General features: G+C 60.4%; 20 protein-coding genes. 3 read left to right on the forward strand and 17 right to left on the reverse strand.

Features of this window, described 5'->3' with window-relative positions:
- Positions 1 to 144 precede the first annotated feature (144 nt).
- The gene (gene crp, locus AC0ZWN_RS11840) at positions 145 to 789 is read left to right on the forward strand and encodes a cAMP-activated global transcriptional regulator CRP (protein WP_093441863.1); all 645 of its coding nucleotides are present in this window, start codon (positions 145 to 147) and stop codon (positions 787 to 789) included.
- Between the two features lie 9 nt (positions 790 to 798).
- Here crp and AC0ZWN_RS11845 read toward each other — a convergent pair whose 3' ends face one another.
- The 4 genes from AC0ZWN_RS11845 to AC0ZWN_RS11860 form a co-directional block, all read right to left on the reverse strand.
- A complete protein-coding gene (locus AC0ZWN_RS11845; protein ID WP_476335150.1) occupies positions 799 to 1500 on the reverse strand; it encodes a lipoate--protein ligase family protein in 702 nt (233 codons plus the stop codon).
- 134 nt (positions 1501 to 1634) lie between these two features.
- Positions 1635 to 2471, reverse strand: coding sequence for an indole-3-glycerol phosphate synthase TrpC (gene trpC, locus AC0ZWN_RS11850; protein WP_093441870.1), 837 nt, complete (start codon positions 2469 to 2471; stop codon positions 1635 to 1637).
- Positions 2468 to 3517 (reverse strand): anthranilate phosphoribosyltransferase, encoded by a 1050-nt coding sequence (trpD, locus tag AC0ZWN_RS11855; RefSeq protein WP_095050325.1) that lies wholly within the window; start codon positions 3515 to 3517, stop codon positions 2468 to 2470. Before trpD ends, trpC begins: the two co-directional genes overlap by 4 nt.
- Before the next feature lie 9 nt (positions 3518 to 3526).
- Positions 3527 to 4120, reverse strand: coding sequence for an aminodeoxychorismate/anthranilate synthase component II (locus AC0ZWN_RS11860; protein WP_093441878.1), 594 nt, complete (start codon positions 4118 to 4120; stop codon positions 3527 to 3529).
- A gap of 408 nt (positions 4121 to 4528) precedes the next feature.
- Between AC0ZWN_RS11860 and estP the strand changes: the two genes are divergently transcribed.
- Entirely contained in the window at positions 4529 to 6436 is a 1908-nt protein-coding gene (gene estP, locus AC0ZWN_RS11865; protein WP_476335152.1) for an esterase EstP, read from the forward strand.
- A 214-nt stretch (positions 6437 to 6650) separates the two neighbouring features.
- Here the strand turns inward: estP and trpE are convergent, their stop codons facing one another.
- From trpE to AC0ZWN_RS11915, 10 genes are all read right to left on the reverse strand, one after another.
- Entirely contained in the window at positions 6651 to 8129 is a 1479-nt protein-coding gene (trpE, locus tag AC0ZWN_RS11870) for an anthranilate synthase component I (protein WP_476335154.1), read from the reverse strand.
- Positions 8130 to 8200: 71 nt separating this feature from the next.
- Positions 8201 to 9019 carry a phosphoglycolate phosphatase gene (locus tag AC0ZWN_RS11875; protein WP_034155098.1) on the reverse strand — a complete coding sequence of 273 codons (819 nt, stop codon included), beginning with the start codon at positions 9017 to 9019 and terminating at the stop codon, positions 8201 to 8203.
- The gene (gene rpe / locus AC0ZWN_RS11880) at positions 9016 to 9690 is read right to left on the reverse strand and encodes a ribulose-phosphate 3-epimerase (RefSeq protein WP_007918813.1); all 675 of its coding nucleotides are present in this window, start codon (positions 9688 to 9690) and stop codon (positions 9016 to 9018) included. Before rpe ends, AC0ZWN_RS11875 begins: the two co-directional genes overlap by 4 nt.
- Positions 9691 to 9804: 114 nt before the next feature.
- A complete protein-coding gene (locus tag AC0ZWN_RS11885) occupies positions 9805 to 10953 on the reverse strand; it encodes an iron-containing alcohol dehydrogenase (protein ID WP_093441891.1) in 1149 nt (382 codons plus the stop codon).
- Between the two features lie 288 nt (positions 10954 to 11241).
- Entirely contained in the window at positions 11242 to 12066 is an 825-nt protein-coding gene (locus tag AC0ZWN_RS11890; RefSeq protein WP_016985352.1) for an ABC transporter permease, read from the reverse strand.
- Positions 12067 to 12078: 12 nt separating this feature from the next.
- Positions 12079 to 13326, reverse strand: a complete 1248-nt coding sequence (locus AC0ZWN_RS11895; RefSeq protein ID WP_093441896.1) for an ABC transporter permease — start codon at positions 13324 to 13326, stop codon at positions 12079 to 12081.
- Positions 13327 to 13526: 200 nt separating this feature from the next.
- Positions 13527 to 14570: an ABC transporter substrate-binding protein gene (locus tag AC0ZWN_RS11900; RefSeq protein WP_008085222.1), complete on the reverse strand. Its 1044-nt coding sequence runs from the start codon at positions 14568 to 14570 to the stop codon at positions 13527 to 13529.
- Between the two features lie 48 nt (positions 14571 to 14618).
- Positions 14619 to 15743 (reverse strand): ABC transporter ATP-binding protein, encoded by a 1125-nt coding sequence (locus AC0ZWN_RS11905; RefSeq protein WP_194935294.1) that lies wholly within the window; start codon positions 15741 to 15743, stop codon positions 14619 to 14621.
- A 285-nt stretch (positions 15744 to 16028) separates the two neighbouring features.
- Positions 16029 to 16658, reverse strand: coding sequence for a response regulator (locus tag AC0ZWN_RS11910; protein WP_116028308.1), 630 nt, complete (start codon positions 16656 to 16658; stop codon positions 16029 to 16031).
- Between the two features lie 85 nt (positions 16659 to 16743).
- Positions 16744 to 19140, reverse strand: a complete 2397-nt coding sequence (locus AC0ZWN_RS11915; protein WP_476335157.1) for a PAS domain-containing sensor histidine kinase — start codon at positions 19138 to 19140, stop codon at positions 16744 to 16746.
- A 73-nt stretch (positions 19141 to 19213) separates the two neighbouring features.
- On the opposite strand from AC0ZWN_RS11915, the gene AC0ZWN_RS11920 reads away from it, so the two are divergent.
- Positions 19214 to 20197 (forward strand): alpha/beta hydrolase family protein, encoded by a 984-nt coding sequence (locus tag AC0ZWN_RS11920; RefSeq protein WP_476335158.1) that lies wholly within the window; start codon positions 19214 to 19216, stop codon positions 20195 to 20197.
- Between the two features lie 126 nt (positions 20198 to 20323).
- On the opposite strand, the gene AC0ZWN_RS11925 is transcribed toward AC0ZWN_RS11920, so the two are convergent.
- Genes AC0ZWN_RS11925 through AC0ZWN_RS11935 form a run of 3 tightly spaced genes read right to left on the reverse strand, consistent with a single transcriptional unit; the run spans position 20324 to position 22780 of the window.
- A complete protein-coding gene (locus AC0ZWN_RS11925) occupies positions 20324 to 21091 on the reverse strand; it encodes a TerB family tellurite resistance protein (RefSeq protein ID WP_476335160.1) in 768 nt (255 codons plus the stop codon).
- 1 nt (position 21092) lies between these two features.
- Positions 21093 to 21764 (reverse strand): N-acetylmuramate alpha-1-phosphate uridylyltransferase MurU, encoded by a 672-nt coding sequence (murU, locus tag AC0ZWN_RS11930; RefSeq protein ID WP_476335162.1) that lies wholly within the window; start codon positions 21762 to 21764, stop codon positions 21093 to 21095.
- Positions 21761 to 22780 (reverse strand): aminoglycoside phosphotransferase family protein, encoded by a 1020-nt coding sequence (locus AC0ZWN_RS11935; protein ID WP_476335163.1) that lies wholly within the window; start codon positions 22778 to 22780, stop codon positions 21761 to 21763. The genes murU and AC0ZWN_RS11935 overlap by 4 nt, the downstream gene beginning before the upstream one ends.
- Between the last annotated feature and the right edge of the window lie 117 nt (positions 22781 to 22897).

Here is a 22897-nt window from a genome sequence, read left to right on the forward strand (position 1 = left end):
CTGTAGGTAATTTCTCGAATTTGCGACGAAGTGTCTGTTAAGCTGGCGCCAATTCGCTGGCGCCCATGCCAGCCCGTGTAGCGACCGCCTTCAGCGCCTCATAAAAAATCAAACATCACCGTGAAGTCTTTTCGGGATACAACCATGGTTGCTATTACCCCCACATCCAAAATCAAGAATCTCGACAAGCTGTTGATGCATTGCCAGCGCCGTCGCCATGCGGCCAAGAGCAACATCATCTGTGCGGGCGATCGCTCGGACACGCTGTACTTCATCATCAAGGGTTCTGTGACGATCCTGATCGAGGATGACGACGGTCGGGAGATGATCATCGCTTACCTCAACGCCGGGGATTTCTTTGGCGAACTGGGCCTGTTCGAGCAAGCGGGACAGGAACAGCAACGCAGCGCCTGGGTGCGGGCCAAGGTCGAATGCGAAACAGCGGAAATCAGCTACGCCAAGTTCCGCGAATTGTCGCAGCAGGATCCGGACATTCTTTACGTACTCAGCGGACAAATCGCACAACGTCTGCGCAACACCACGCGCAAGGTCGGCGATCTGGCATTCTTCGACGTGACCGGCCGAGTGGCGCGCTGCCTGCTGGAGTTGTGCAAGCAGCCGGACGCAATGACCCACCCGGACGGCATGCAGATCAAGGTGACCCGTCAGGAAATCGGCCGGATTGTCGGTTGTTCGCGGGAGATGGTCGGTCGCGTGCTCAAGGATCTTGAGGAACGTAACCTGGTCGATGTGAAAGGCAAGACCATGGTGGTCTTCGGTACGCGCTAAGCCCGAAAGTCAGGCGTTGTAGATCTGCGCCAGCATCAAACGAAACAGTTCATCGAGACGCGCCAAAGCCCCGGGCGCGTTGAACTTTTCATGCAGGCCAATGTGGCTCTCCGCCCGCACCCGCTGCTCCAGGCCGCACGCTTCATTGAAGCGATTGACCGCCGCGACCATCGAGTCGCGCTCGTTATCCATCAGCATCGCACCGTGCACCAGGCCCACCGGACGTTGACCGCCCTGACTCTGGCGCCAGCGCTGGGCCGTGCCGACCATTTTGCGACCGTCGAGGTTGACGTTGAAACGGCCGTCGCAGAATGCACCGTCGATTTCGCCAAGTGATGACGTGCCGCCCAACTCCTCCAGCAACTGACAGATCGGGTCGCAGAGACGGTGGTAGCCGGTTTCGATGCGGTTCAGGTCGCCTTCGCTGCGTGGTGGTGCATAGACCAGGGCGATGTTGATTGTCGCGGCAGATTGCGGGACGGGTTCGCCGCCGGTTTCGCGTAGCAGGACTGGCCAATCGGCAGCGGCGGAGACTTCGCAGGCGTGCTCGAAAGCGGGCAGACGATTGAGGCGGCGCGGCATGACCAGAGCGCGATCGCTGGGTTGCCAGAACAGCAGGCCGAATTCTGTATCGCCGGCGCAGACCGAGGCCAGCAAGTCCTGTTCGGCTTGCAGGCCGGCTTCGATGGTCAGGGGGGTTGGCAGCGACATTGAGCACTCCGGCAGATCTTAAATCTTTAGGGATGTTGAGTGACTCTTCGCGAGCAAGCTCGCTCCCACAGGGAAATGCATTCCATTGTGGGAGCGAGCTTGCTCGCGAAAGGGTCGACTCGGTCTGAAGCGAATCAGTCGAGGGTCGAACCGCTGATGGAGGTGCCACGCTCCGGGAAGAACAGACGCTGCAATTCAGTGCCAGGATTCTCGGCGCGCATGAACGCTTCACCCACCAGGAACGAATACACTTCGCTGATTTCCATCAACTCGACATCGGCACGATTGAGAATACCGCTCTCAGTGATGACCAGACGATCGCGCGGAATGCGCGGCAGCAGGTCGAGGGTGGTTTCCAGGCTGACGTCGAAGGTGTGCAGGTTACGGTTGTTGACCCCGACCAGCGGCGTGTCGAGGGTTTTCAATGCACGTTCCAGCTCATCGCCGTCGTGCACTTCGACCAACACATCGAGACCGACGCCTTTGGCGACAGCGGCCAGCTCGGCCATTTTCACGTCATCCAGTGCGGAGACGATCAGCAGCACACAGTCAGCACCCAGCGCGCGGGCTTCGACGATCTGGTAAGGATCGATCATGAAGTCCTTGCGAATCACCGGCAGTTTGCACGCGGCCCGGGCCTGTTGCAGATAAGCATCGGCGCCCTGGAAGTAATCGATGTCGGTCAGCACGGACAGACAGGTCGCCCCGCCCTTCTCGTAGCTTTTGGCGATGTCGGCCGGAATGAAGTTCTCGCGGATCACACCTTTGCTCGGCGAGGCCTTTTTGATTTCGGCAATGACTGCAGGCTGCTTCTTCTTGGCTTGCGCCAGCAACGCTTGGGCAAAACCACGGGGTGCATCGGCCGCCTTGGCCAGACTTTCCAGCTCACTCAGGCTCACACGGGCGCTACGCTCGGCGACTTCCTGAACCTTGCGGGCCAGAATGTTTTCCAGAACCGTCGGTACACTCATCCCTCATTCTCCACTTTGAATACCGCGGTAAAGGCACCCAGCTCCTCGAGTTTTTCCCGAGCGAGGCCGGTGTGCAGGGCGTCGTGCGCAAGCTCCACACCCTGTTTCAAACTACTCGCCACGTCAGCGGCATACAGCGCCGCACCGGCATTGAGCACAATCATTTCGGCGGCTTTCTGGCCGTTTTCGGTTTTGCGCTTGCCGAGAGCATCACGGATCAGCGCCAGCGACGCCTCCGGGCCTTCGACCGACAGACCGTGCAGGCTCTGGCTCTTCATACCGAGATCTTCCGGCTCGACCCAATACTCGGTGATTTCGTTGTTCTTCAACTCGGCAACAAAAGTCGGCGCGGCAAGACTGAACTCGTCCAGGCCGTCCTTCGAATGCACCACCAGTACATGCTTGCTGCCCAGGCGCTGCAAGACTTCGGCCAATGGCCGGCACAATGCCTGAGTGAACACGCCCACCACCTGATGTTTCACACCGGCCGGATTCGTAAGCGGGCCGAGCATGTTGAACAGCGTACGCAGGCCGAGATCGCGGCGCGGGCCGGCGGCGTACTTCATGGCTTTGTGGTGGGTCTGGGCAAACATGAAACCGATGCCGACGTTGTCGATGCAACGCGCGACTTGCACCGGCGTCAGGTTCAGATAGATGCCGGCGGCTTCCAGCAAGTCGGCGCTGCCGCTCTTGCCCGATACCGCGCGGTTGCCGTGCTTGGCCACGGTGCAACCGGCTGCCGCTACGACAAACGAAGAGGCGGTGGATACGTTGAAGATGTTCGCGCCGTCACCGCCGGTGCCGACCACATCGACCACGCCGTCGAGGGTCTTCAGTTCTACCTGATCGGCCAGCTCACGCATCACCGACACGGCGCCGACGATTTCGTCGATGCTCTCGCTCTTCATGCGCATGGCCATCATGAACGCGCCGATCTGCGCGTCGGTGCATTGGCCGGTCATGATTTCGCGCATCACGTCGCGCATTTCATCGGTGCTGAGGTCGAGGTGATCGACGATACGGCTCAGGGCTGTCTTGATATTCATGGGAAGTCCTTAGCGCGTGCCGCCGGTTTGTTTGAGGAAGTTGGCAAACAGCTCATGGCCCTGCTCGGTCAGGATCGACTCGGGGTGAAACTGTACGCCCTCAATGTTCAGGGTCTTGTGACGCAGGCCCATGATTTCGTCGACGCTGCCGTCATCGTGTTGCGTCCATGCGGTCAGCTCCAGGCAATCGGGCAACGTCGCATGCTTGACGATCAGCGAGTGGTAACGGGTGACGGTCAGCGGATGATTGAGGCCTTGGAAGACGCCCTTGTCCTCGTGGAATACCGGACTAGTCTTACCGTGCATCACCTGCCGCGCACGCACTACGTCGCCGCCAAAGGCCTGACCGATGGACTGGTGGCCGAGGCAGACGCCGAGGATCGGCAGTTTGCCGGCAAAGTGCTTGATCGCTTCGATGGAGATGCCGGCTTCGGTTGGCGTGCATGGGCCGGGGGAAACCACGATGCGCTCAGGCTTGAGTGCTTCGATTTCGGCGATGGTCAGCTCGTCGTTGCGCACGACTTTGACTTCGGCACCCAGCTCGCCGAGGTATTGCACAACGTTGTAAGTAAAGGAGTCGTAGTTGTCGATCATCAGCAACATGGCGTGTCGAACCTCTTGAATTCTGATTTGAAAACAGCCTTCAGATCACTTGCCCGCAGGGCGCTGCACGATGTCGGACGCAGGTGGATGCGTCGGCACAGCGGCATTTCAAACAGGCAAGGAAGGCAAAGCGATACAGATCCGGCGGGGCCGGCAGAAAAGATTCAGGCGCGCCAACGCCAGCGGGCGTGTGCCTTGATGACTTGATCCAGAAGTTTGCTGGTGATCAACACGGGGAAGGTCTCGTTCATACGTTCCGGCACAGTAACTTAGCTGGGCGGAGCGTGCAATATGGCCGGGGCTGCGGCAGATAAAACCGGGGGAGGATTCGCGACCGATGGCAAAACGCCGGGAGTTTTTGGTACTGTCGTTTCGTTCACCTACAACAATAACTAAACGGACTTGCTCATGATCAAACAGACGTTGTTTGTACCGCTGGCCGGCTGCCTGCTCGCACTGGCCTGCGCTCAGGCCAATGCTGCACCCAATCCTTATTCCAGTTTCATTGTGTTTGGCGACAGCCTCAACGACGCAGGCACCTTCACCGACACTGGCGGACCGGCCGGCTCCACCGAGCGTTACACCAACCGGACCGGGCCGGTGTATCAGGATGGCAGCGGTGAACTGTATTCATTGAATTCCACGCAGTTGCTCGGCGGACGCCTTGGCTTTTCGCCAGACCAGACAGCCTCCTCCAGCTCCGCCGTGCGCGCCGAAAACGGCCAGCCGGACGGTAACAACTGGGCGGTCGGCGGTTATCGCACCGACCAGATCCTCGATTCGATCACGACGCAATCCGCTACTGGCGAACGCACCCGCGCCGGTTACCTGCCATCGAACGGCTTCCGCGCCGACCCGAAGGCGCTGTATTACATTTCCGGCGGCGGTAACGACTTCCTGCAAGGTCGCATTCTCAGCCTGCCGCAAGCCAACGCCGCCGCCGATCGACTGGCCGACAGCGTGCAGACCCTGCAAACCGCCGGAGCCAAGTACGTGATGGTCTGGCTGTTGCCTGACGTTGGCCTGACCCCGGCCATCAACGGTACACCGCTGCAAGCCTTCAGCAGCCAGCTCGCCACGCAGTTCAACAGCCAGTTGGTCACTCGCCTGCAAGGCATCAACGCTGAAATCATTCCGCTGAACATTCCGGTCCTGTTGTCGGAAGTGTTTGCCGATCCAGGACGTTTTGGCCTCGCAACCGATCAGAACCTCACTGCGACCTGCTTCAGTGGCAATAGCTGCACCGAAAACGCCCGTTACGGCATCAACAGCGCGACACCCGATCCGAGCAAGCTGATCTACAACGACGGCGTGCACCCGACCGAGGCCGGGCAAAAGCTGATCTCCGATTACGCCTATTCCCTGCTCGCCGCACCGTGGGAGCTGACGCTGCTACCGGAAATGGCCCACGCCACCGTGCGCGCGCATCAGGACGAACTGCGCAATCAATGGCAGGCGGACTGGGAGAACTGGCAAGCGGTAGGTCAATGGCGCGCCATTGTTTCGGCAGGCGGCCAACATCTTGATGTCGACAGCCAAAGCAGCGGCGCCAGCGCCGATGGCAGCGGTTACAACCTCAACGTCGGCGGCAGCTACCGCTTGAATGAAGCTTGGCGCGTCGGTGTGGCAGGCGGTTTCTACCGGCAGAATCTGGAGGCTGGGCATAACGATTCCGACTACAAACTCAACAGCTACATGGCCACGGCATTTGCCCAGTACCAGCAGAATCGCTGGTGGGCTGACGCGGCGTTGACCGGCGGCAAACTCGACTACGACAACCTCAAGCGCAAATTTGATCTGGGCGTCAGCGAAGGTGCTGAAAAAGGCGACACCGACGGCAGCCTCTGGGCCTTCAGCGCCCGCGTCGGTTACGACATTGCCCAGCCGGGCAGCGAGTGGCACCTGTCGCCATTCGTCAGCGCCGACTACGCCAGCGTCGATGTCGACGGCTACTCAGAGAAAAGCAACCGCGCCACGGCGCTGACTTTCGATGATCAGACTCGTGACTCGAAACGCCTGGGGCTGGGCTTGCAGGGCAAGTACAACATCACCCCGCAAACCCAAGTATTCGGCGAATACGCTCACGAGCGGGAGTACGAGGATGATGTGCAAAAGGTCAACATCGCGCTCAATACCTTGCCGGCGAATGACTTCAAGCTTGAGGGCTACACGCCGCAGAGTCATTTGAACCGTTTGAGCCTGGGCGTCAGCCACAAACTCACGGCGGATCTGGCGCTGCGCGGCGGCTACTCGCTGCGCAAGGATGATGACTTTACCCAGCAGGGTGTGAATGTCGGGGTTGCGTTGGATTTTTAAGCGGTAGATCAAAAGATCGCAGCCTGCGGCAGCTCCTACAGGGCGGTTGCAGGTCATAAAAAAGCGGCGCCCTCACAGGCGCCGCTTTTTTTATGGCTACACAAATCGAATGTGGGAGCGAGCTTGCTCGCGAAAGCGGTGGGTCAGCCAGCATAGATATTGACTGACGGGGCCTCTTCGCGAGCAAGCTCGCTCCCACAGGGAAGATCAGTGATCAGTCCGGGGTTTGCTCGGCCAGGGCCACGGCGCGGAACATCGCGCGGCGTTTGTTCAGGGTTTCTTCCCATTCCAGTGCCGGCACCGAGTCGGCGACGATACCGCCACCGGCCTGCACGTGCAGCTCGCCGTTCTTGATCACCGCCGTACGAATCGCAATCGCGGTGTCCATGTTGCCGTTCCAGGCGAAGTAACCGACCGCCCCACCGTAGACGCCACGCTTGACCGGCTCCAGTTCGTCGATGATTTCCATCGCGCGAATCTTCGGCGCGCCCGACAAGGTGCCCGCCGGCAGAATCGCTCGCAGCGCGTCCATTGCCGTCAGCCCGGCTTTCAACTGGCCGGTGACGTTGGAGACGATGTGCATCACGTTGGAATAGCGCTCGATGACCATCTTCTCGGTGAGCTTCACCGAGCCGATTTCCGAAACCCGGCCAGTGTCGTTACGACCCAGATCGATCAGCATCAAGTGCTCGGCGATCTCCTTGTCGTCTGACAGCAAGTCCTCTTCCAGCGCCACATCCGCTTCTTCCGTGGCGCCACGTGGGCGCGTGCCGGCAATCGGGCGCACGGTGATCAGGTTGTCTTCGACCCGCACCAGCACTTCCGGCGAACTGCCAACGACGTGGAAGTCGCCGAAGTTGAAAAAGTACATGTACGGCGTCGGGTTGAAGCAACGCAAAGCGCGGTACAGATCGATCGGCGCAGCCTTGAAGTCGATCGACATGCGCTGCGACGGCACGACCTGCATGCAGTCGCCGGCAAGGATGTATTCCTTGATGGTGTCGACGGCTTTTTCGTAATCGTTCTGGGTGAAACTCGAACGGAACACCGGATCAGCCGCTTGTTGCTTGCTGAAGTCCAGGCCACGACGCGGAGTGATCGGCTGGCGCAGTTTCTCCAGCAATGCCTGCAACTGCGCCTGACCTTGTTCGAAGGCATCCACCTGCGCTGGGTCGGCCAACACGATCGCGTGCATCTTGCCGGCGAGGTTGTCGAACACCACGACGGCGTCGGAAACCATCAGCAGAATGTCTGGCACCCCCAGCGGATCCGGGTTCGGGCACTTGCCCAGGCGCTTTTCGACATAACGCACGCAGTCGTAACCGAAGTAACCGACCAGACCACCGTTGAAGCGCGGCAGACCGGCGATGGTCGGCACGTTGTAGCGCGCCTTGAAGGTTTCGACGAAGGCCAACGGGTCTTCCACATCGTGGCTTTCGGTCTCGACGCCATCAACGGTGATGCTGACGTGATGGTCGTGAACGCGCAACACGGTGCGGCACGGCAGACCGATGATCGAGTAACGGCCCCATTTCTCGCCGCCCTGCACCGATTCGAGCAGGTAGGAGTTGGGCTGGTCGGCCAGTTTCAGGTAGATCGACAGCGGGGTGTCAAAGTCGGCCAGGGTTTCGCAGGCCAACGGAATGCGGTTGTAGCCGTCAGCGGCCAAGCGCAGGAATTCTTCGCGGATCATAAGGTGCCTCGTGGTGTGAGGAGCAATTCAGTCAGATATGCAAACGCGCCGGCAGGCCGGCCAGGAACAAGTCAGGCGCGCCAACGCCAGCGGGCCAGGGCCTTGATGACTTTCATCCAGAGTTTGCGAGTGACCACCACGATGGCGTTTCCAGAATGGGATTGAGCAGCGTCGGGCAACGTTATCTCAGCGGCCGAACCGAGGCAACCGGGAATTAACTTGCGCAGATCGTCGATCACCAGCGCCGGGGATTCCTCGGCGATCGGCCTGCCGTGGTTGTAGCCATAACTCAGCGCCACGCATTTGACCCCCGCCGCTTTCGCCGCCAGCACGTCGCTGCGCGAGTCGCCGACGAACAACGATTGCGAGGCCGGGATGTTGGCCATTTTCATCACGAAAAACAGCGCGGCCGGATCAGGCTTTTTCTGCGGCAGGGTATCGCCACCGATGATCCACTTGAAGTAGCGACCGATCTTCATCTGATCCAGCAGCGGCGCGACGAAGCGCTCCGGTTTGTTGGTAATCAGCGCCATGGCCACGCCTTGCTTGTGCAGCCACTTGAGAGTGTCGCGCACGCCGGGATAGACCACGGTCAGCTCATGGCTGGCGCCGTAGGCGTCCATGAATACTTCCAGCGCGTGCTCGGCTTCGACGTCATCCACCGCCGAATGATCGATACCACCGGCCAACGCACGGCGCACCAGTACTGGCGCGCCGTTGCCCACCCACTCGCGCACCGAATCGATGCCCGCCGGTTGCCGGCCGAGAGAGAGCAGCATGGTGTCCACGGCGGCTGCCAGGTCCGGAACCGAGTCGATCAGTGTGCCATCCAGATCGAACATCACCAGCCGTGGCAGTTTCCCCGGGAACAGCTGCTCAAACCCGCTCATGGGCGAGCCAGCGCCAGTTCGGAACGCATCTTGTCGATGACTTCCTGATAGTTCGGTGCATTGAAGATTGCCGAGCCGGCAACAAAGGTGTCAGCGCCAGCAGCGGCGATTTCGCGGATGTTGTTGACGTTGACGCCGCCATCGATTTCCAGGCGGATGTCACGGCCCGAGGCATCGATGATCGCCCGCGCTTCGCGCAGTTTATCGAGGGTGCCAGGAATGAATTTCTGCCCGCCGAAGCCCGGGTTGACGCTCATCAGCAAGACCATGTCGACCTTGTCGATCACATACTTGAGCACGTCCAGCGGGGTCGCCGGGTTGAACACCAGACCGGATTTGCAGCCACCTTCACGGATCAGCTGCAGCGAGCGATCGACGTGCAGCGTGGCTTCCGGGTGGAAGGTGATGTAGGTGGCGCCGGCTTCGATGAAGTCGCCGACAATGCGATCCACCGGGCTGACCATCAGGTGCGCGTCGATCGGCGCGGTAACGCCGTACTTGCGCAATGCCGCGCAGACCATCGGACCGATGGTCAGGTTTGGCACGTAGTGGTTGTCCATGACGTCGAAGTGGACGAAGTCGGCGCCAGCGGCGAGAACGTTGTCTACTTCCTCGCCGAGGCGGGCGAAGTCGGCGGAGAGAATCGACGGAGCAATTACGAAGGGCTGCATGACGCACCTTTTCTGAGCTAAATCACGATGGCGCGCATTGTATACCTCAAGTTTCCAAGCGCGCACCGTGACCGCGATGATTGGGTTATGCCATGACGGATGACCGGCGCTGACTCAATACGCTGCGCGGTAGATCTTCTCGATATCGACAGCACTGAGTTTGCGCGGGTTATTGCGCATCAGCCGCTCAATGCCCGCGGCTTCCACGGCCATCGCCGGGATCGCCTCTTCCGGCACGCCGAAACTACGCAGCCCGGCCGGGATTTCCACGGCCGCGCACAAATCGGTCATCGCTTGCACAGCTTTGTCTGCCGCTTCGGCTGCACTCAAATGAGCGGTCTTCACCCCCATGGCTTCGGCAATATCCTGCATGCGTTCGACGCAGGCCATCTTGTTCCAGGTCATGACATACGGCAGCAGCAAGGCGTTGCTCACGCCATGGGCAATGTTGAAGCGCCCGCCCAGCGGATAGGCCAGCGCATGCACCGCGCCGACCCCGGCATTGCCGAACGCCATGCCGGCCATCAGGCTGGCGGTGGCCATGTCTTCGCGCGCTTGCAGGTTGGCGCCGTTGGCGTAGGCCTTGGGCAGCGCTTTGGCGATCAGCTTGATGGCGCCGATGGCCAGAGAATCGGTGATCGGCGAGGCATTCACCGACAGATAGGATTCGATCGCGTGCACCAAGGCGTCGACGCCACTGGCGGCGGTGACGCTGCGTGGGCAGGTCAGGGTCATCTGCGGGCTGACCAGCGCCACGTCCGGTAATAGAAAGTCGCTGACGATGCCTTTCTTCAACTGTGCGACTTTGTCCGAGAGGATCGCAACATTGGTCACTTCAGAGCCAGTGCCCGCGGTGGTCGGGATGGCGATCAGCGGTGGGCCTTTGCGTGGCACCTGATCGACGCCGAACAGATCTTCCAGCGCGCCGTGGTAACCGGCGTAGGCGGCGACGCTTTTGGCGATGTCGATGGCACTGCCGCCACCGAGGCCGATCAAGCCGTCATGCCCGCCCTCGCGGTAAACGCGCATGCAGTCTTCGACGATGGCGATTTCCGGATCGGGCAGCACGCGGTCGAAAATCTCGTAGTCGCGCCCACCGAGTTGCACCAGCGCCAGCTCGACGGTGCCGGATTTGACCAGCGCGGCGTCGGTGACGATCAGTGGATTGTCGATGTCCAGGCGCGTGAGCTCAGCGGCCAGTTGTTCGATGGCGGCGGCGCCGGTGATCAGTTTGTGAGCGATTTTGAACTGGGACAGACTCATCGTGCGCAGCCTCTTATAGATGTGGGAGCTGGGCACAAGATTAGCTGGGGATTTGGGGTTGTCTGCTATTCAGGTGGTGAATGGTTGATCGGTTAGAAGATCAAGAGCCCCTCACCCTAGCCCTCTCCCGGAGGGAGAGGGGACTGACCGAGGTGGATGGGAGAGGTACACCGACGTGCGATACCGAGTCGAACTCGAGTTTTGAAAAGCACAACGATCTGCTCCCCTTCCCCCTCGCCCCCCTGGGGGAGAGGGCTGGGGTGAGGGGGTAAGCTTTTGATCTGGCCCTTAAACCTGAGCCGTACGCAGTTTTTCGCTACGCCCGCGCAGCCATTCCAGGGTCAGCAGCAAAATGACGGAGAAGGCGATCAGCAACGTGGCAGCAGCGGCAATCGTCGGACTGAGGTTCTCGCGAATCCCGCTGAACATCTGCCGTGGCAACGTCGCCTGCTCAGGCCCGGCAAGAAACAACGTCACCACCACCTCATCAAACGACGTCGCAAACGCAAACAACGCCCCGGAAATCACCCCCGGCGCAATCAGCGGCAAGGTCACCCGGCGGAACGCCGTCAGTGGCGATGCACCGAGACTCGCCGCCGCCCGCACCAGGTTGTGGTTAAACCCCTGCAATGTCGCCGACACGGTGATGATCACAAACGGCACACCCAACACCGCATGCACCACAATCAGCGAGAAAAAGCTGTTGCCCAAACCCAACGGCGCGAAGAACAGATAACTCGCCACACCAATGATCACCACCGGCACCACCATCGGCGAAATCACCAGCGCCATCACCAGCGATTTGCCAGGGAAGTCGCCACGGGTCAGGCCAATCGCCGCCAGTGTGCCGAAGACCATCGCCAGCACCGTTGCGGCCGGGGCGACGATGATGCTGTTCTTCAGTGCGCGCATCCATTCCGCCGAGGCGAAGAAGTCGTGGTACCACTGCAGCGAGAAACCCTGCAGCGGATAGACCAGAAAACTCCCCGAGTTGAATGACAGCGGAATAATCACCAGCACCGGCAGAATCAGGAACAACAGAATCAGGCCGCAGAGGATCCGCAGGCTGTAGAACCACACCCGTTCAATGGGCGACATGTAAGGACTCAGCATTTCGAATTCCCCTTAGCTCAGGCGCAGGCGACTGGCGCCGACCAGCCAGCTGTAAATCAGATAAAGCACCACGGTCGCCAGCAGCAACAGCCCGCCCAGCGCGGTGGCCATGCCCCAGTTGATGCTGGTGTTGGTGTAGAAAGCGACGAAGTAGCTGACCATTTGATCGTTCGGGCTGCCGAGCAGCGCCGGGGTGATGTAGTAGCCGATGGCGAGGATGAACACCAACAGGCAACCGGCGCCAACACCGGCGTAGGTCTGCGGGAAGTACACCCGCCAGAAACTGGCGAACGGGTGGCAGCCGAGGGAAATCGCCGCGCGCATGTAGGTCGGCGAGATGCCTTTCATCACGCTGTAGATCGGCAGGATCATGAACGGCAGCAGAATGTGCACCATCGATATGTACACGCCGGTACGGTTGAACACCAGTTCCAGCGGCTTATCGATGATGCCCATGGCCATCAGACCGCTATTGATCAGCCCGCCCGATTGCAGCAGCACGATCCACGCGGCGACTCGTACCAGGATCGATGTCCAGAACGGCAGCAGCACCAGAATCATCAGCAGGTTGCTTTGTCGCGATGGCAGGTTGGCCAGCAGGTACGCCAGTGGATAAGCCAGCAGCAAGCAGATCACGGTGATGACCAGGCCCATCCAGAAAGTGCGGGCGAAGATGTCGAGGTAGATCGCCTGATCCGGAGTAGCCGGGGCGATTTCGCCGAGGTCGTCGATGCGATGATCCACAGCCGCCAGCAAGTAGTAAGGCGTGATGCTGCTGGTGTTGCGTTTGACCGCTTGCCAGTAGGCCGGGTCGCCCCAACGTTCGTCGAGACCTTCCAGCGCTTCTTTATAAGAGGCCGGCTCGCTGGCAAACGGCAGCGCCCGGGCGGTTTTGGTCAACAGGCTGCGATAGCCGGCCAACTCCATATTCAAGCGCTTGGACAGATCGCCCAGCGTCTGGTTTTTGCGCGCTTCGGCGAGGTCTTCGCCGGCAGCTTTATAGACCGGTTCAGCGGGCAGGCCGCGGCCGTCCCAGCTGGCGATGGCCGCCACGGTGCGCGGCATGCCGCCGACCACTTCGGGGTTGCCGACGCTTTTGTAGAGCAGCGCCACGATCGGCACCAGAAACACCAACAACAGAAACAGCACCAGCGGCGCAATCAGCGCTTGAGCCTTCCAGCGGTTGACCCGCTCGGCGCGCTTGAGCTTCTGCTTCAAGGTGGGGCTGGTGCCCTCGTTCAGGGGAACGGCGATGGCCATGACGTACTCCGCAAATCTTTGATCGTTACAGAGGTGGTGAATACCACCTCGAACTTTTGCTACTGATCGTTCCCACGCTCTGCGTGGGAATGAATCCAGTGACGCTCTGCGTCACACGGGGACGCGGAGCGTCCCGGGCGGCGTTCCCACGCAGAGCGTGGGAACGATCATCCGGAAAGCCGTCGGCCCGTATGCTCGGGTTACTTCGCAGCCCAGGAGTTGAAGCGCTGCTCCAGTTGCTCGCCGTTGTCAGCCCAGAAGCTGACGTCGATCTGCACCTGGTTGGCGATGTTTTCCGGGGTGGTCGGCATGTCTTTCAGAACATCCTTGGCCAGCAGCGGTACGGCTTGGGTATTAGCCGGGCCGTAGGCGATGTTTTCCGAGTAGGTTTTCTGCTGCTGCGGCTGTACTGAGTAAGCGATGAATTTCTTCGCCGCTTCGGCGCGCTTGGCGTCCAGACCTTTCGGGATGGCCCAGGCGTCGAAGTCATAGATGCCGCCGTTCCACACCACTTTCAGGTTGGATTCCTTCTGCACGGCAGCGATGCGACCGTTGTAGGCCGAGCTCATCACTACGTCACCGGAAGCGAGGTATTGCGGCGGTTGCGCGCCGGCTTCCCACCACTGAATGCTTGGCTTCAGCTCATCAAGCTTCTTGAACGCACGATCCTGGCCACCCTTGCTCGCCAGCTCTTTGTAGACGTCTTTCGGCGCCACACCGTCGGCCATCAGCGCGAATTCGAGGGTGTACTTGGCGCCTTTGCGCAGGCCACGCTTGCCCGGGAATTTCTTGGTGTCCCAGAAATCCGCCCAACTGGTCGGCGCGGTTTTCAGCTTGTCGGCGTTGTAAGCCAGTACGGTCGACCACACGAAGAAGCCCACGCCGCACGGCTGAATCGCGCCTTTGACGTAGTCTTCAGTCTTGCCGAACAGTGCCGGGTCGAGTTGTTCGAACATGTCTTCGTCGCAGCCACGGGACAGCTCTGGCGATTCAACTTCCACCAGATCCCACGACACGCTCTTGGTGTCGACCATGGCTTTGACCTTGGCCATTTCGCCGTTGTATTCGCCGGCGACGATCTTGCCGTTGCCCGCCGCTTCCCACGGTGCATAGAAGGCTTTGACTTGCGCCGCCTTGTTCGCCCCGCCAAACGACACCACGGTCAAATCCGGGCCGGCGGCCATCGCGCTGGCCGCACCCATCAGGCCCAGGGTCAGGGCGGTGAACTTCAGGGATCTCAACATTTATTGTTCTCTCCACGTGCAGGGTTGGTGTTGGTATTGCCGGGGCGATCAGTTCGCCTCTAAAAGCGGATCAAGCGCGCGTACGTGCTCGACCTGCCAGCCAAGCGGTACCACGTCACCGACGGCGAGCGCTGGATCGAGCTCGGCAATCGGTTGTTTCACGAAGAAGTCGGTCTTGCCGCAGACTTCCAGGCGCACCCGGACGTGGTCGCCCAGATAGATGAATTCCGCCACCCTCCCTGAGAAGCGGTTAACGCATTGATCGCTCGAACCGTTGAGGCTGACGCGCTCCGGACGGATCGACAGGGTCACCGGTTCGCCGGTCTGGCCGACGTTGACCGCCAGCGCCTCGACCTTTTCGCCACGGCCCAACTCGACCACGCAACGCTCACCGGTCTGGCTGAGCAGGCGGCCGTTGAGGCGGTTGTTCTCGCCGATGAAGTTGGCGACGAAGGTGTTTTTTGGCTCTTCGTAAAGGGTGCGGGGCGGGGCGATCTGCTGGATTTCGCCTTGATGGAATACCGCCACGCGGTCGGACATGGTCAGCGCTTCACCCTGATCGTGGGTCACATAGACCACGGTTACACCGAGGCGCTGGTGCAGGTGTTTGATTTCCATCTGCATGTGTTCACGCAGTTGCTTGTCGAGGGCGCCAAGAGGCTCGTCCATCAGCACCAGTTGCGGTTCGAACACCAGCGCACGGGCCAACGCCACACGCTGTTGTTGACCGCCGGACAATTGCGCCGGATAACGCGAGGCGAACGCGTCGAGCTGAACCATGCTGAGGACTTTTTTCACGCGGTCGCTGACGTCGCTTTTGTTCAGGCCACGGACGGTCAGTGGAAACGCGAGGTTTTCCGCCACGGTCATGTGCGGGAACAGCGCGTAGTTCTGGAACACCATGCCGATGTCGCGCTTGTGCGGCGGCACGTTGTTGATCGAGCGCCCGGCCAGCAGAATTTCGCCGGCGGTCGGTGTTTCGAAGCCAGCGAGCATCATCAGGCTGGTGGTCTTGCCGGAACCGGATGGACCTAGCAGGGTGAGAAATTCGCCTTTGCGGATGTCCAGGTTGAGGTCTTTGACGATCAGGTTCTCGCCGTCGTAGCTCTTCTGCACTCCACGAAAGCTGACCAGCACATCACTGGCCCCTGCGTTTGTTTCGACCTGGCTCATACCCACACCTTTGTTGTTGATGACTGCTTGTGGATTAAGCCTAGTGGTTGCTGACAGGCGCGCAAATCGGGGCGCAGGAGAGAATCGCCTCAGCCGGATGGAAGGTTGGGGGTAGGGATTGCCCTACAAGGATGGCGCTAATGGATAAGGCAGTGACAAGCGACAAGCTGCGAGCCACAAGCAATGGCAAAAACGCGTGTCGCTTAGGGATATGCGCACAATCCGGATCCAAAGCAGATCCCCTTTGGAACGAGCCTGCTCGCTCCCACAGGGGAACAGTGCTGATCAGAGGAGTTTGTGTTCCATCGCGTATTTGACCAGTTCGGCCAGCGAGGTGATGTTGAGTTTCTGCATCAAACGCGCCTTGTGGGTGCTGATGGTTTTGCTGCTCAGGGCCAGTTGCTGGGCGATGTCGTTGACGTTGGCGCCTTGGGCCAGGCGCTCGAACACCGAGAATTCGCGCTCCGACAGCAACGAATGCAGCGGCCGCGCATCGGTCAGGCCGACTTCGAAGACCATGCGATCCGCCAGATCCGGATCAATGTAACGCCCACCGGCCGCGACCTTGCGAATGGCGGTGAGCAACAACGCCGGATCACTGTCCTTGGTCGCATACCCGGCGGCGCCAACCTTCAGCGCCCGAGCAGCCATCTGCGCTTCGTCATGCATCGACAGCACCAGAATCGCTGGCGGATTGTTCAGAGCACGGATGCGCGGGATCGCTTCGAGGCCATTGACGCCGGGCATGGAGATGTCGAGCAGCACCACTTCGCACGGCACGCTGCGCAGGGTTTCGAGCAGTTGCTCACCATTGCTCGCCTCGCCCACCACTTGCAGATCCTTGGCCAGGCCAATCAATTGCTTGATGCCTTCGCGGACGATGGTGTGGTCTTCGGCTACCAGTACACGGATCAAATTTTTTCTCCAGATTTCAGGTACACACCAATCCCTGTGGGAGCGAGCCTGCTCGCGATAGCGTCAGCCCAAACACCACAAACCTTCAAACCTCACTCACCGGCACCCGCACCACCAGACTGGTGCCCTCCCCCGGCTCACTCTCCAGCGTCAGCCGCCCGCCCATGATCAGCACCCGTTCGCGCATGCCCACCAGACCAAACGAAGTCGGCCGACCTGCAGCGGCGACGAATCCTACGCCATCATCGGCGACCGTCAGACACAATTCGTCGCCTTCCAGCGCCAGCGTCAGTTCCACAGTATGCGCCTGGGCATGGCGCATCACATTGGTCAGCGCCTCCTGCAGGATCCGGAACAGGCCAATCGCCTTGGCATCACTGAGCGCCGGCAGATTGTCCGGCACCTGCACCAGGCATGGAATCTGCGTACGCGCCTCGAACCGCCGCGCCTGCCACTCGATTGCCGACGCAATCCCGGCATCGAGAATCGGTGGTCGCAGCGCCGTCGCCACATCACGCACCAATTGAAATAACTGGGCGATCAGGCGCTTCATGCTGTTCAACCGTTCGTTCAGACCGGGATCGAGTTGCGCGTAGGCCAGTTCGCACATCGATGTTTCCAGTTTCAGCACCGTCAACATCTGCCCCAACTCATCGTGAACCTCGCGGGCAATTCGCGCCTTCTCTTCTTCACGCACGCTTTCAAGGTGCGCCGACAGTTCGCGCAGTTGCTCGCGGGAGGCCGCCAGTTCCAGCTCGATACGCTTGCTCTCGCTGATGTCCCAGACGATGCCGTCCCACACGTACGCGCCGCCCTCCAGTTGGCGAGTGATCGCTTTGATCTCGGCCCAGCGCTGCTCGCCCTGACGCGTGAGGATCCGGCCTTGCCATGACCAGTCACTGTCGGTGTCCAGCGCCTGATCCTGAGTGCGGTGATAACTCGCCTTATCGTCGGGATGCACCAGGCTGCGCAGGCCCATGTCGCGATGGGCAATGGTGGCCGGGGCATAACCGACCAGACTTTCGCTGCCCTCGCTGATGTAGGCAAAGTCGATCTGCCCGGTCACCGGTGCCCGCTCCAGACGGAACACCAGCCCCGGCACATTCGCCGCAATGCCTTGCAGACGCGCCTCGCTTTCCTGCAACGCCGCCAGTGCCCGGCGGCGCTCGGTGACATCGGTGAGGTAAACCACCAGGTATTCGCTGTCGCGAAAGCGCAGGAAACTCAGCGACACGTCCGCGGGCAAAACACTGCCGTCGGCGCGCACGCAACTGGTTTCGAAACTCAGCGGCCCTTCTTCGCTGGCCCGCGCGCGCTTCCACAGATTGAGCCAGCGATCCATGTGCAGCCCCGGCTCGAAGTCGATCAGGGGACGCTCGATCAACCCGCCTGAGGGGTAACCGAGCATGTTTTCCGCCGCGCGATTGGCGTAGCGCACATGGCTGTCCCAGTTGACCCAGAGGATGCCGACGGTGCTTTGATCGATGGAGAACTGCGTCAACCGCAGCGCTTCTTCGCTGGCCGCGCGCAAGGCGATGTCTTCCCGGGCGGCCAGCAATCGCTGCTCCAGGCTGTGCTGTTGGCGGCGCTGCCAGAACACGATCGCGACACAACTGAGCAGCATCACCGCAAACAACAGACTGAGGTTCTGCCAGAAGCCGGGCGACTCCGACAGTCGCGGGTATTTCGGTTGCAGCCATTGGTTGTGCAGTTGCTCCAGATCTTTGGCCGGAATCGCGCGCAAAGCACTTTGCACAATACCGGCCAGCTCCGGCCAATCACGGCGCGAACCGACTCGCAGCAGTTGCGGCAGGCCGATATCGCCGACCACCACCAGCTCGGCGAACTCCGGCTCTACCGACAACCGCCCGAGTTGTGCCTCGTCGACCACGGCGTAGGCGGCCTGCTGCGTCAACAGCAACTGCAAGGCTTGACGCTCCAGCGGCACGCCTTGCAGGTTCAGGTGTGGATAGTTGCCGCGCAGGTAATCGGCAGTACTGCTGGGCATGCGCACGGCGACGCGGACCTGGCTGTCGAGTTTCTCCAGATCGATCACGCCACTGGCCTTCTGATCACTGACCACCAGTTGCGGCACGCGCATGTAGGGATCGGAGAACTGCCACAGACGCAACGCACTCGGGGTTTGACTCAGGCCCGGAGCGATATCGATCTCGCCCTCGCGCACGGCGGTTTCCAGTTGTGCGAGATCCTGAAAGTTACGCCAGCTCAGTTCGACATTGAGCGTCTTGGCCAACAACTTCATCAGTTCGACATTGGCCCCGGACAGCCGCTGCAAACGCCGGTCGTATTGCGCATACGGTGCTTGCAGGACCAGACCGACGCGCAGTTCATTGTGCTGCGCCAGCCATTGCTGCTGGCCCGCCGACAATTGCGCAACGTGGGCCGGGGGCGCAGGCGCCGCCCAGCCCATCAAGGGAAACCACAAACAGCCGATAACCCACAGGCAGCAAAATCGCTTCATTGAAGTCTCATACACTGACAAATTCTGACCAACCCATTAGGCTGCCGGGATACTTTCTGGCCTGGAATAACCGATGCCCTCTGTTTACCGCCTGGCAATGCCAGCATTGTGCCTGTCGCTGATCCTGCCCTGTGCGTTTTCCGTCAACGCCGCCGACCCTACTCCTGCGGCGGAAAAACCGGCAGAAGAAAAACCGGCCGAACGCCAGCCACTGCTAGAGCGTAGTCAGGAAGAGGCCGCCGCACTGGAACGTAAAGTCCCGGCGCAAGAACAGCAACAATTGCAGGCTGGCAGCGACAGCTTCCTCGCCCTGTGGAAACCGGCCAACACCGCCGAGCCCAAAGGCGCGGTGATCATCATCCCTGGCGCCGGCGAAACCGCTGACTGGCCGCAGGCAATCGGCCCATTGCGGCGCAAACTGCCGGATGCAAAATGGAGCAGCCTGAGTATCACCCTGCCCGACCTGCAAAGCGACGCCATCGCACCGCGCGTGGTTGAAGCGCCGGTTGCGCCGAAAGCACCGGAGTCGGGTAGCAAGGACTCCACTACCGCGCAGCCAATTGAACAAGCCGCTGGCGGTGAAGCCGAAGTGGCGGATCAAGTGGTCGCCGAAACCACTGAAGAACAATCCAAGGCTGACGCCGAACGCATCTTCGCGCGCATCGACGCCGCGATTGCCTACGCCGAACAGCAGAGCGCACGCAGCATTGTCGTACTCGGACACGGCACTGGCGCCTATTGGGCCGCGCGATACCTGGGCGAGAAACAAACCGCGCAGGTAGAGAAGTTCGTCATGGTCGATGCGCAGATGCCAGCCAAGGCCAAACCGCCACTGGCCGAGTTGACGCCAACGCTGAAGCTGCCGACCGCAGATATTTTCTATATGGACAAGCCGCTGGATCGCAACGCCGCGCTGGAACGCATGCAGGCGAGCAAGCGCTTGAAGACTTCGGCGTTCAGCCAAGTGGCGCTCAGAGCCTTGCCAGACAACAAGGCTGAGCAGGAACAGTTGTTCCGTCGGGTGCGTGGCTGGCTGAATCCGCAGAACACGGACTGACCGAATAAGACCGAGGCGCCTTCATTCGCGAGCAAGCTCGCTCCCACAATGGATTGTGTACGCAGATCCAATGTGGGAGCGAGCTTGCTCGCGAAGGGGCCATCACCGCCAACACAGCTCTAACGACTAGCGAAAATCCCGCCGCTCACGAATCAACGTATAAGCATTGTGCAGCTCCCGGGTTCTATCAGTCGCTTCACGCACCTGCGCTGGCGTCGCCCCCGTTCCGGCAATCTTGTCCGGATGATGACGACTGAGCAGGCGCCGATAGGCCCGTTTGATCTGCGCCGGTTCACTGGACGCCGACACGCCCAATAAACGCATCGCCTCCTGATAGCTCACTGCAGCACTGACGATCGGACGCTTGCCCGGTTCGTAATCACTGGCCAGCGCCTGCACCTGATGCGTTGTCCATCCCAGCCATTTGCCCCACTGCGCCAACAATTCACGCTCGCTGACGCCAGCACGACCATCGGCCCAGACCATCCGCCAGCACGCACGCAAGACACCCTCGGCCGCATGGGGCTGCGCGCTCAAGCGCCGCAGATAACCGCGCAGATTGTCATTTTCAGACTTGCCACGGTTGAATGCCGCGATGGCGCGGCGCGTTGCCGGCTCACTCATCTCCAGCGCACGCATCTCGTTGCGTGCCTGCTGGATATGCCCGTCGGTAACCCGACCATCACTCTTGGCCAGACGCCCGAGCAACACAAACAACAGTTCGTCGTTGCGCAGCATCGGCCGACCGCCGAGTTTTTCCCGCAGATGCCCAAAGCTTTGCAGGTTCAGACGCCGATCCAGCGCCTGCCCCAACAATGCCCCAAGCATGGCCCCCGGAATGCTGGCGATTGCAAAACCCGCTCCGGCTCCAATCAGAGTCCCTGGCCACAACATGTCAGCGACTCGCTTCTATCAATGTTTCAGCTTCGGCCAGACGCTCATGCGTACCGACATCGACCCAGTGCCCTTTCAGGCGTTCGCCACTCACTTCGCCAGCCGCCATGGCTTTGCGCAGCAGCGGTGCCAGCTTGAACGCGCCGTCGGTGCAGCCATCGAACAGTTGCGGATGCAGCACAGCGATGCCGCTGTAGGTCAGGGTTGCAGCGTCAGGCTGGCCATCGATCACCTGGCCGTCGGCCAACGTGAAATCACCGTTCGGGTGATGCATCGGGTTGTCCGCAAGGACCAGATGCGCGAGTCCGTTGATCGGCTGGTGCAGGACGCTGAAGTCATAATCGGTCCAGATATCACCGTTGACCACCAGGAACGCATCATCGCCAAGCATCGGCAGCGCCCGGAAAATCCCGCCGCCGGTTTCCAGTGGCTCGCCTTCGGGCGAGTACTGAATGCTCACACCAAATCGCGAACCGTCACCCAGATAATCCTCGATCTGCTGACCGAGCCAGGCGTGGTTGATCACGATCTCGTTGAATCCTGCGGCCGCGAGGGCGCGCAGGTGATATTCGATCAAGGGAACACCGCCGGCACGCACCAGTGGTTTCGGCGTGGTCAGGGTCAGCGGACGCATGCGCTCGCCTTTGCCTGCCGCCAGAATCATTGCCTTCATGCTGTTGCTCCACCCCGCAGGCTGGTGAACAGCGCTTGCAGTTCGGCCAATTCAGGACGACGCGCAATCACCGCTTCTATATAGGAGAAGAAACGTGGCACGTCGGCCAGGTAACGCGGCTTGCCATCACGATGACAAATGCGCGCGAAGATGCCGATAACTTTCAAATGACGCTGCACGCCCATCAGGTCGCTGGCACGCAGGAAGTCTTCGAAGTCCGGCTGCACCGGAATATTCAGCGCCGAGGCTTGTTGCCAATAACTTTCCAGCCAGCCACGTACGCGTTCTTCAGGCCAGCTGAGGAAGGCGTCCTTGAACAGACAAGTCACGTCGTAGGTCACCGGGCCGTAAACCGCATCCTGGAAATCCAGCACGCCGGGATTCGGTTCGCTGAGCATCAGGTTGCGTGGCATGTAGTCGCGGTGTACCAGCACTTTGGGTTGAGCGAGTGCGCTGTCGATCAGTAGATCACTAACCTGCTGCCACTGCTGTTGCTGAGTCGAATCAAATTCGACACCGAGTTCACGCTTCACATACCACTCGGGGAACAGTTCCAGCTCACGGCGCAGCAAGGCAACGTCGTAGCTCGGCAACGGTGCAACCATCGGCAACTGCTGAAAAGCCAGCAGCGCTTGCAAGGCATCGGCGAACAATGCGTCGGCATTTTCGCCATCGATCACGTCGAGATAGGTCTGGTTGCCCAGGTCATTGAGCAAAAGAAATCCGCGCTCGAGGTCCTCGGCATAAATTTTCGGCACATTTATTCCGGATTTCGCCAGCAAAAAAGCGATATCCACGAACGGTTTGCAGTTTTCCTGGGGGGGCGGCGCGTCCATCACGACGAAGCTGCGACCCTCGCCTTCCCAGCGGAAGTAACGGCGGAAACTCGCGTCGCTGCTGGCCGCAGTCAACGTGGCCGGGGGCACGGTGCCCCAGCCCTGATCTGCAAACAGGATTGCCAACTGCTCATCGAGCCAAACTTTCAGGTGTTGCAAGCGTACATCTTGGTCAGGCATTGCAAGGGTCTCCGACGGCGCTAGCCGTCAAGCGGGTCATGCTTTATTATCCAGCATCTTTTTCAGACCATCGAGAGGCGTGCGGCCCACACCGCGGGCAGATGGCACGCAGGAAGC

It is taken from the genome of Pseudomonas sp. 3B-A001-10F (assembly GCF_056313565.1).

Coding starts and splice junctions, on each gene's coding strand:
- crp (WP_093441863.1), top strand. CDS start 145: ATGGTTGCTATTACCCCCACATCCAAAATCAAGAATCTCGACAAGCTG.
- AC0ZWN_RS11845 (WP_476335150.1), bottom strand. CDS start 1,500: ATGTCGCTGCCAACCCCCCTGACCATCGAAGCCGGCCTGCAAGCCGAA.
- AC0ZWN_RS11895 (WP_093441896.1), bottom strand. CDS start 13,326: ATGGCCATCGCCGTTCCCCTGAACGAGGGCACCAGCCCCACCTTGAAG.
- trpE (WP_476335154.1), bottom strand. CDS start 8,129: ATGATCCGCGAAGAATTCCTGCGCTTGGCCGCTGACGGCTACAACCGC.
- AC0ZWN_RS11935 (WP_476335163.1), bottom strand. CDS start 22,780: ATGCCTGACCAAGATGTACGCTTGCAACACCTGAAAGTTTGGCTCGAT.
- AC0ZWN_RS11875 (WP_034155098.1), bottom strand. CDS start 9,019: ATGAGCGGGTTTGAGCAGCTGTTCCCGGGGAAACTGCCACGGCTGGTG.
- murU (WP_476335162.1), bottom strand. CDS start 21,764: ATGAAGGCAATGATTCTGGCGGCAGGCAAAGGCGAGCGCATGCGTCCG.
- AC0ZWN_RS11925 (WP_476335160.1), bottom strand. CDS start 21,091: ATGTTGTGGCCAGGGACTCTGATTGGAGCCGGAGCGGGTTTTGCAATC.
- AC0ZWN_RS11860 (WP_093441878.1), bottom strand. CDS start 4,120: ATGTTGCTGATGATCGACAACTACGACTCCTTTACTTACAACGTTGTG.
- AC0ZWN_RS11900 (WP_008085222.1), bottom strand. CDS start 14,570: ATGTTGAGATCCCTGAAGTTCACCGCCCTGACCCTGGGCCTGATGGGT.
- trpC (WP_093441870.1), bottom strand. CDS start 2,471: ATGAGTGTACCGACGGTTCTGGAAAACATTCTGGCCCGCAAGGTTCAG.
- AC0ZWN_RS11905 (WP_194935294.1), bottom strand. CDS start 15,743: ATGAGCCAGGTCGAAACAAACGCAGGGGCCAGTGATGTGCTGGTCAGC.
- rpe (WP_007918813.1), bottom strand. CDS start 9,690: ATGCAGCCCTTCGTAATTGCTCCGTCGATTCTCTCCGCCGACTTCGCC.
- AC0ZWN_RS11920 (WP_476335158.1), top strand. CDS start 19,214: ATGCCCTCTGTTTACCGCCTGGCAATGCCAGCATTGTGCCTGTCGCTG.
- estP (WP_476335152.1), top strand. CDS start 4,529: ATGATCAAACAGACGTTGTTTGTACCGCTGGCCGGCTGCCTGCTCGCA.
- AC0ZWN_RS11890 (WP_016985352.1), bottom strand. CDS start 12,066: ATGCTGAGTCCTTACATGTCGCCCATTGAACGGGTGTGGTTCTACAGC.
- AC0ZWN_RS11885 (WP_093441891.1), bottom strand. CDS start 10,953: ATGAGTCTGTCCCAGTTCAAAATCGCTCACAAACTGATCACCGGCGCC.
- AC0ZWN_RS11915 (WP_476335157.1), bottom strand. CDS start 19,140: ATGAAGCGATTTTGCTGCCTGTGGGTTATCGGCTGTTTGTGGTTTCCC.
- trpD (WP_095050325.1), bottom strand. CDS start 3,517: ATGAATATCAAGACAGCCCTGAGCCGTATCGTCGATCACCTCGACCTC.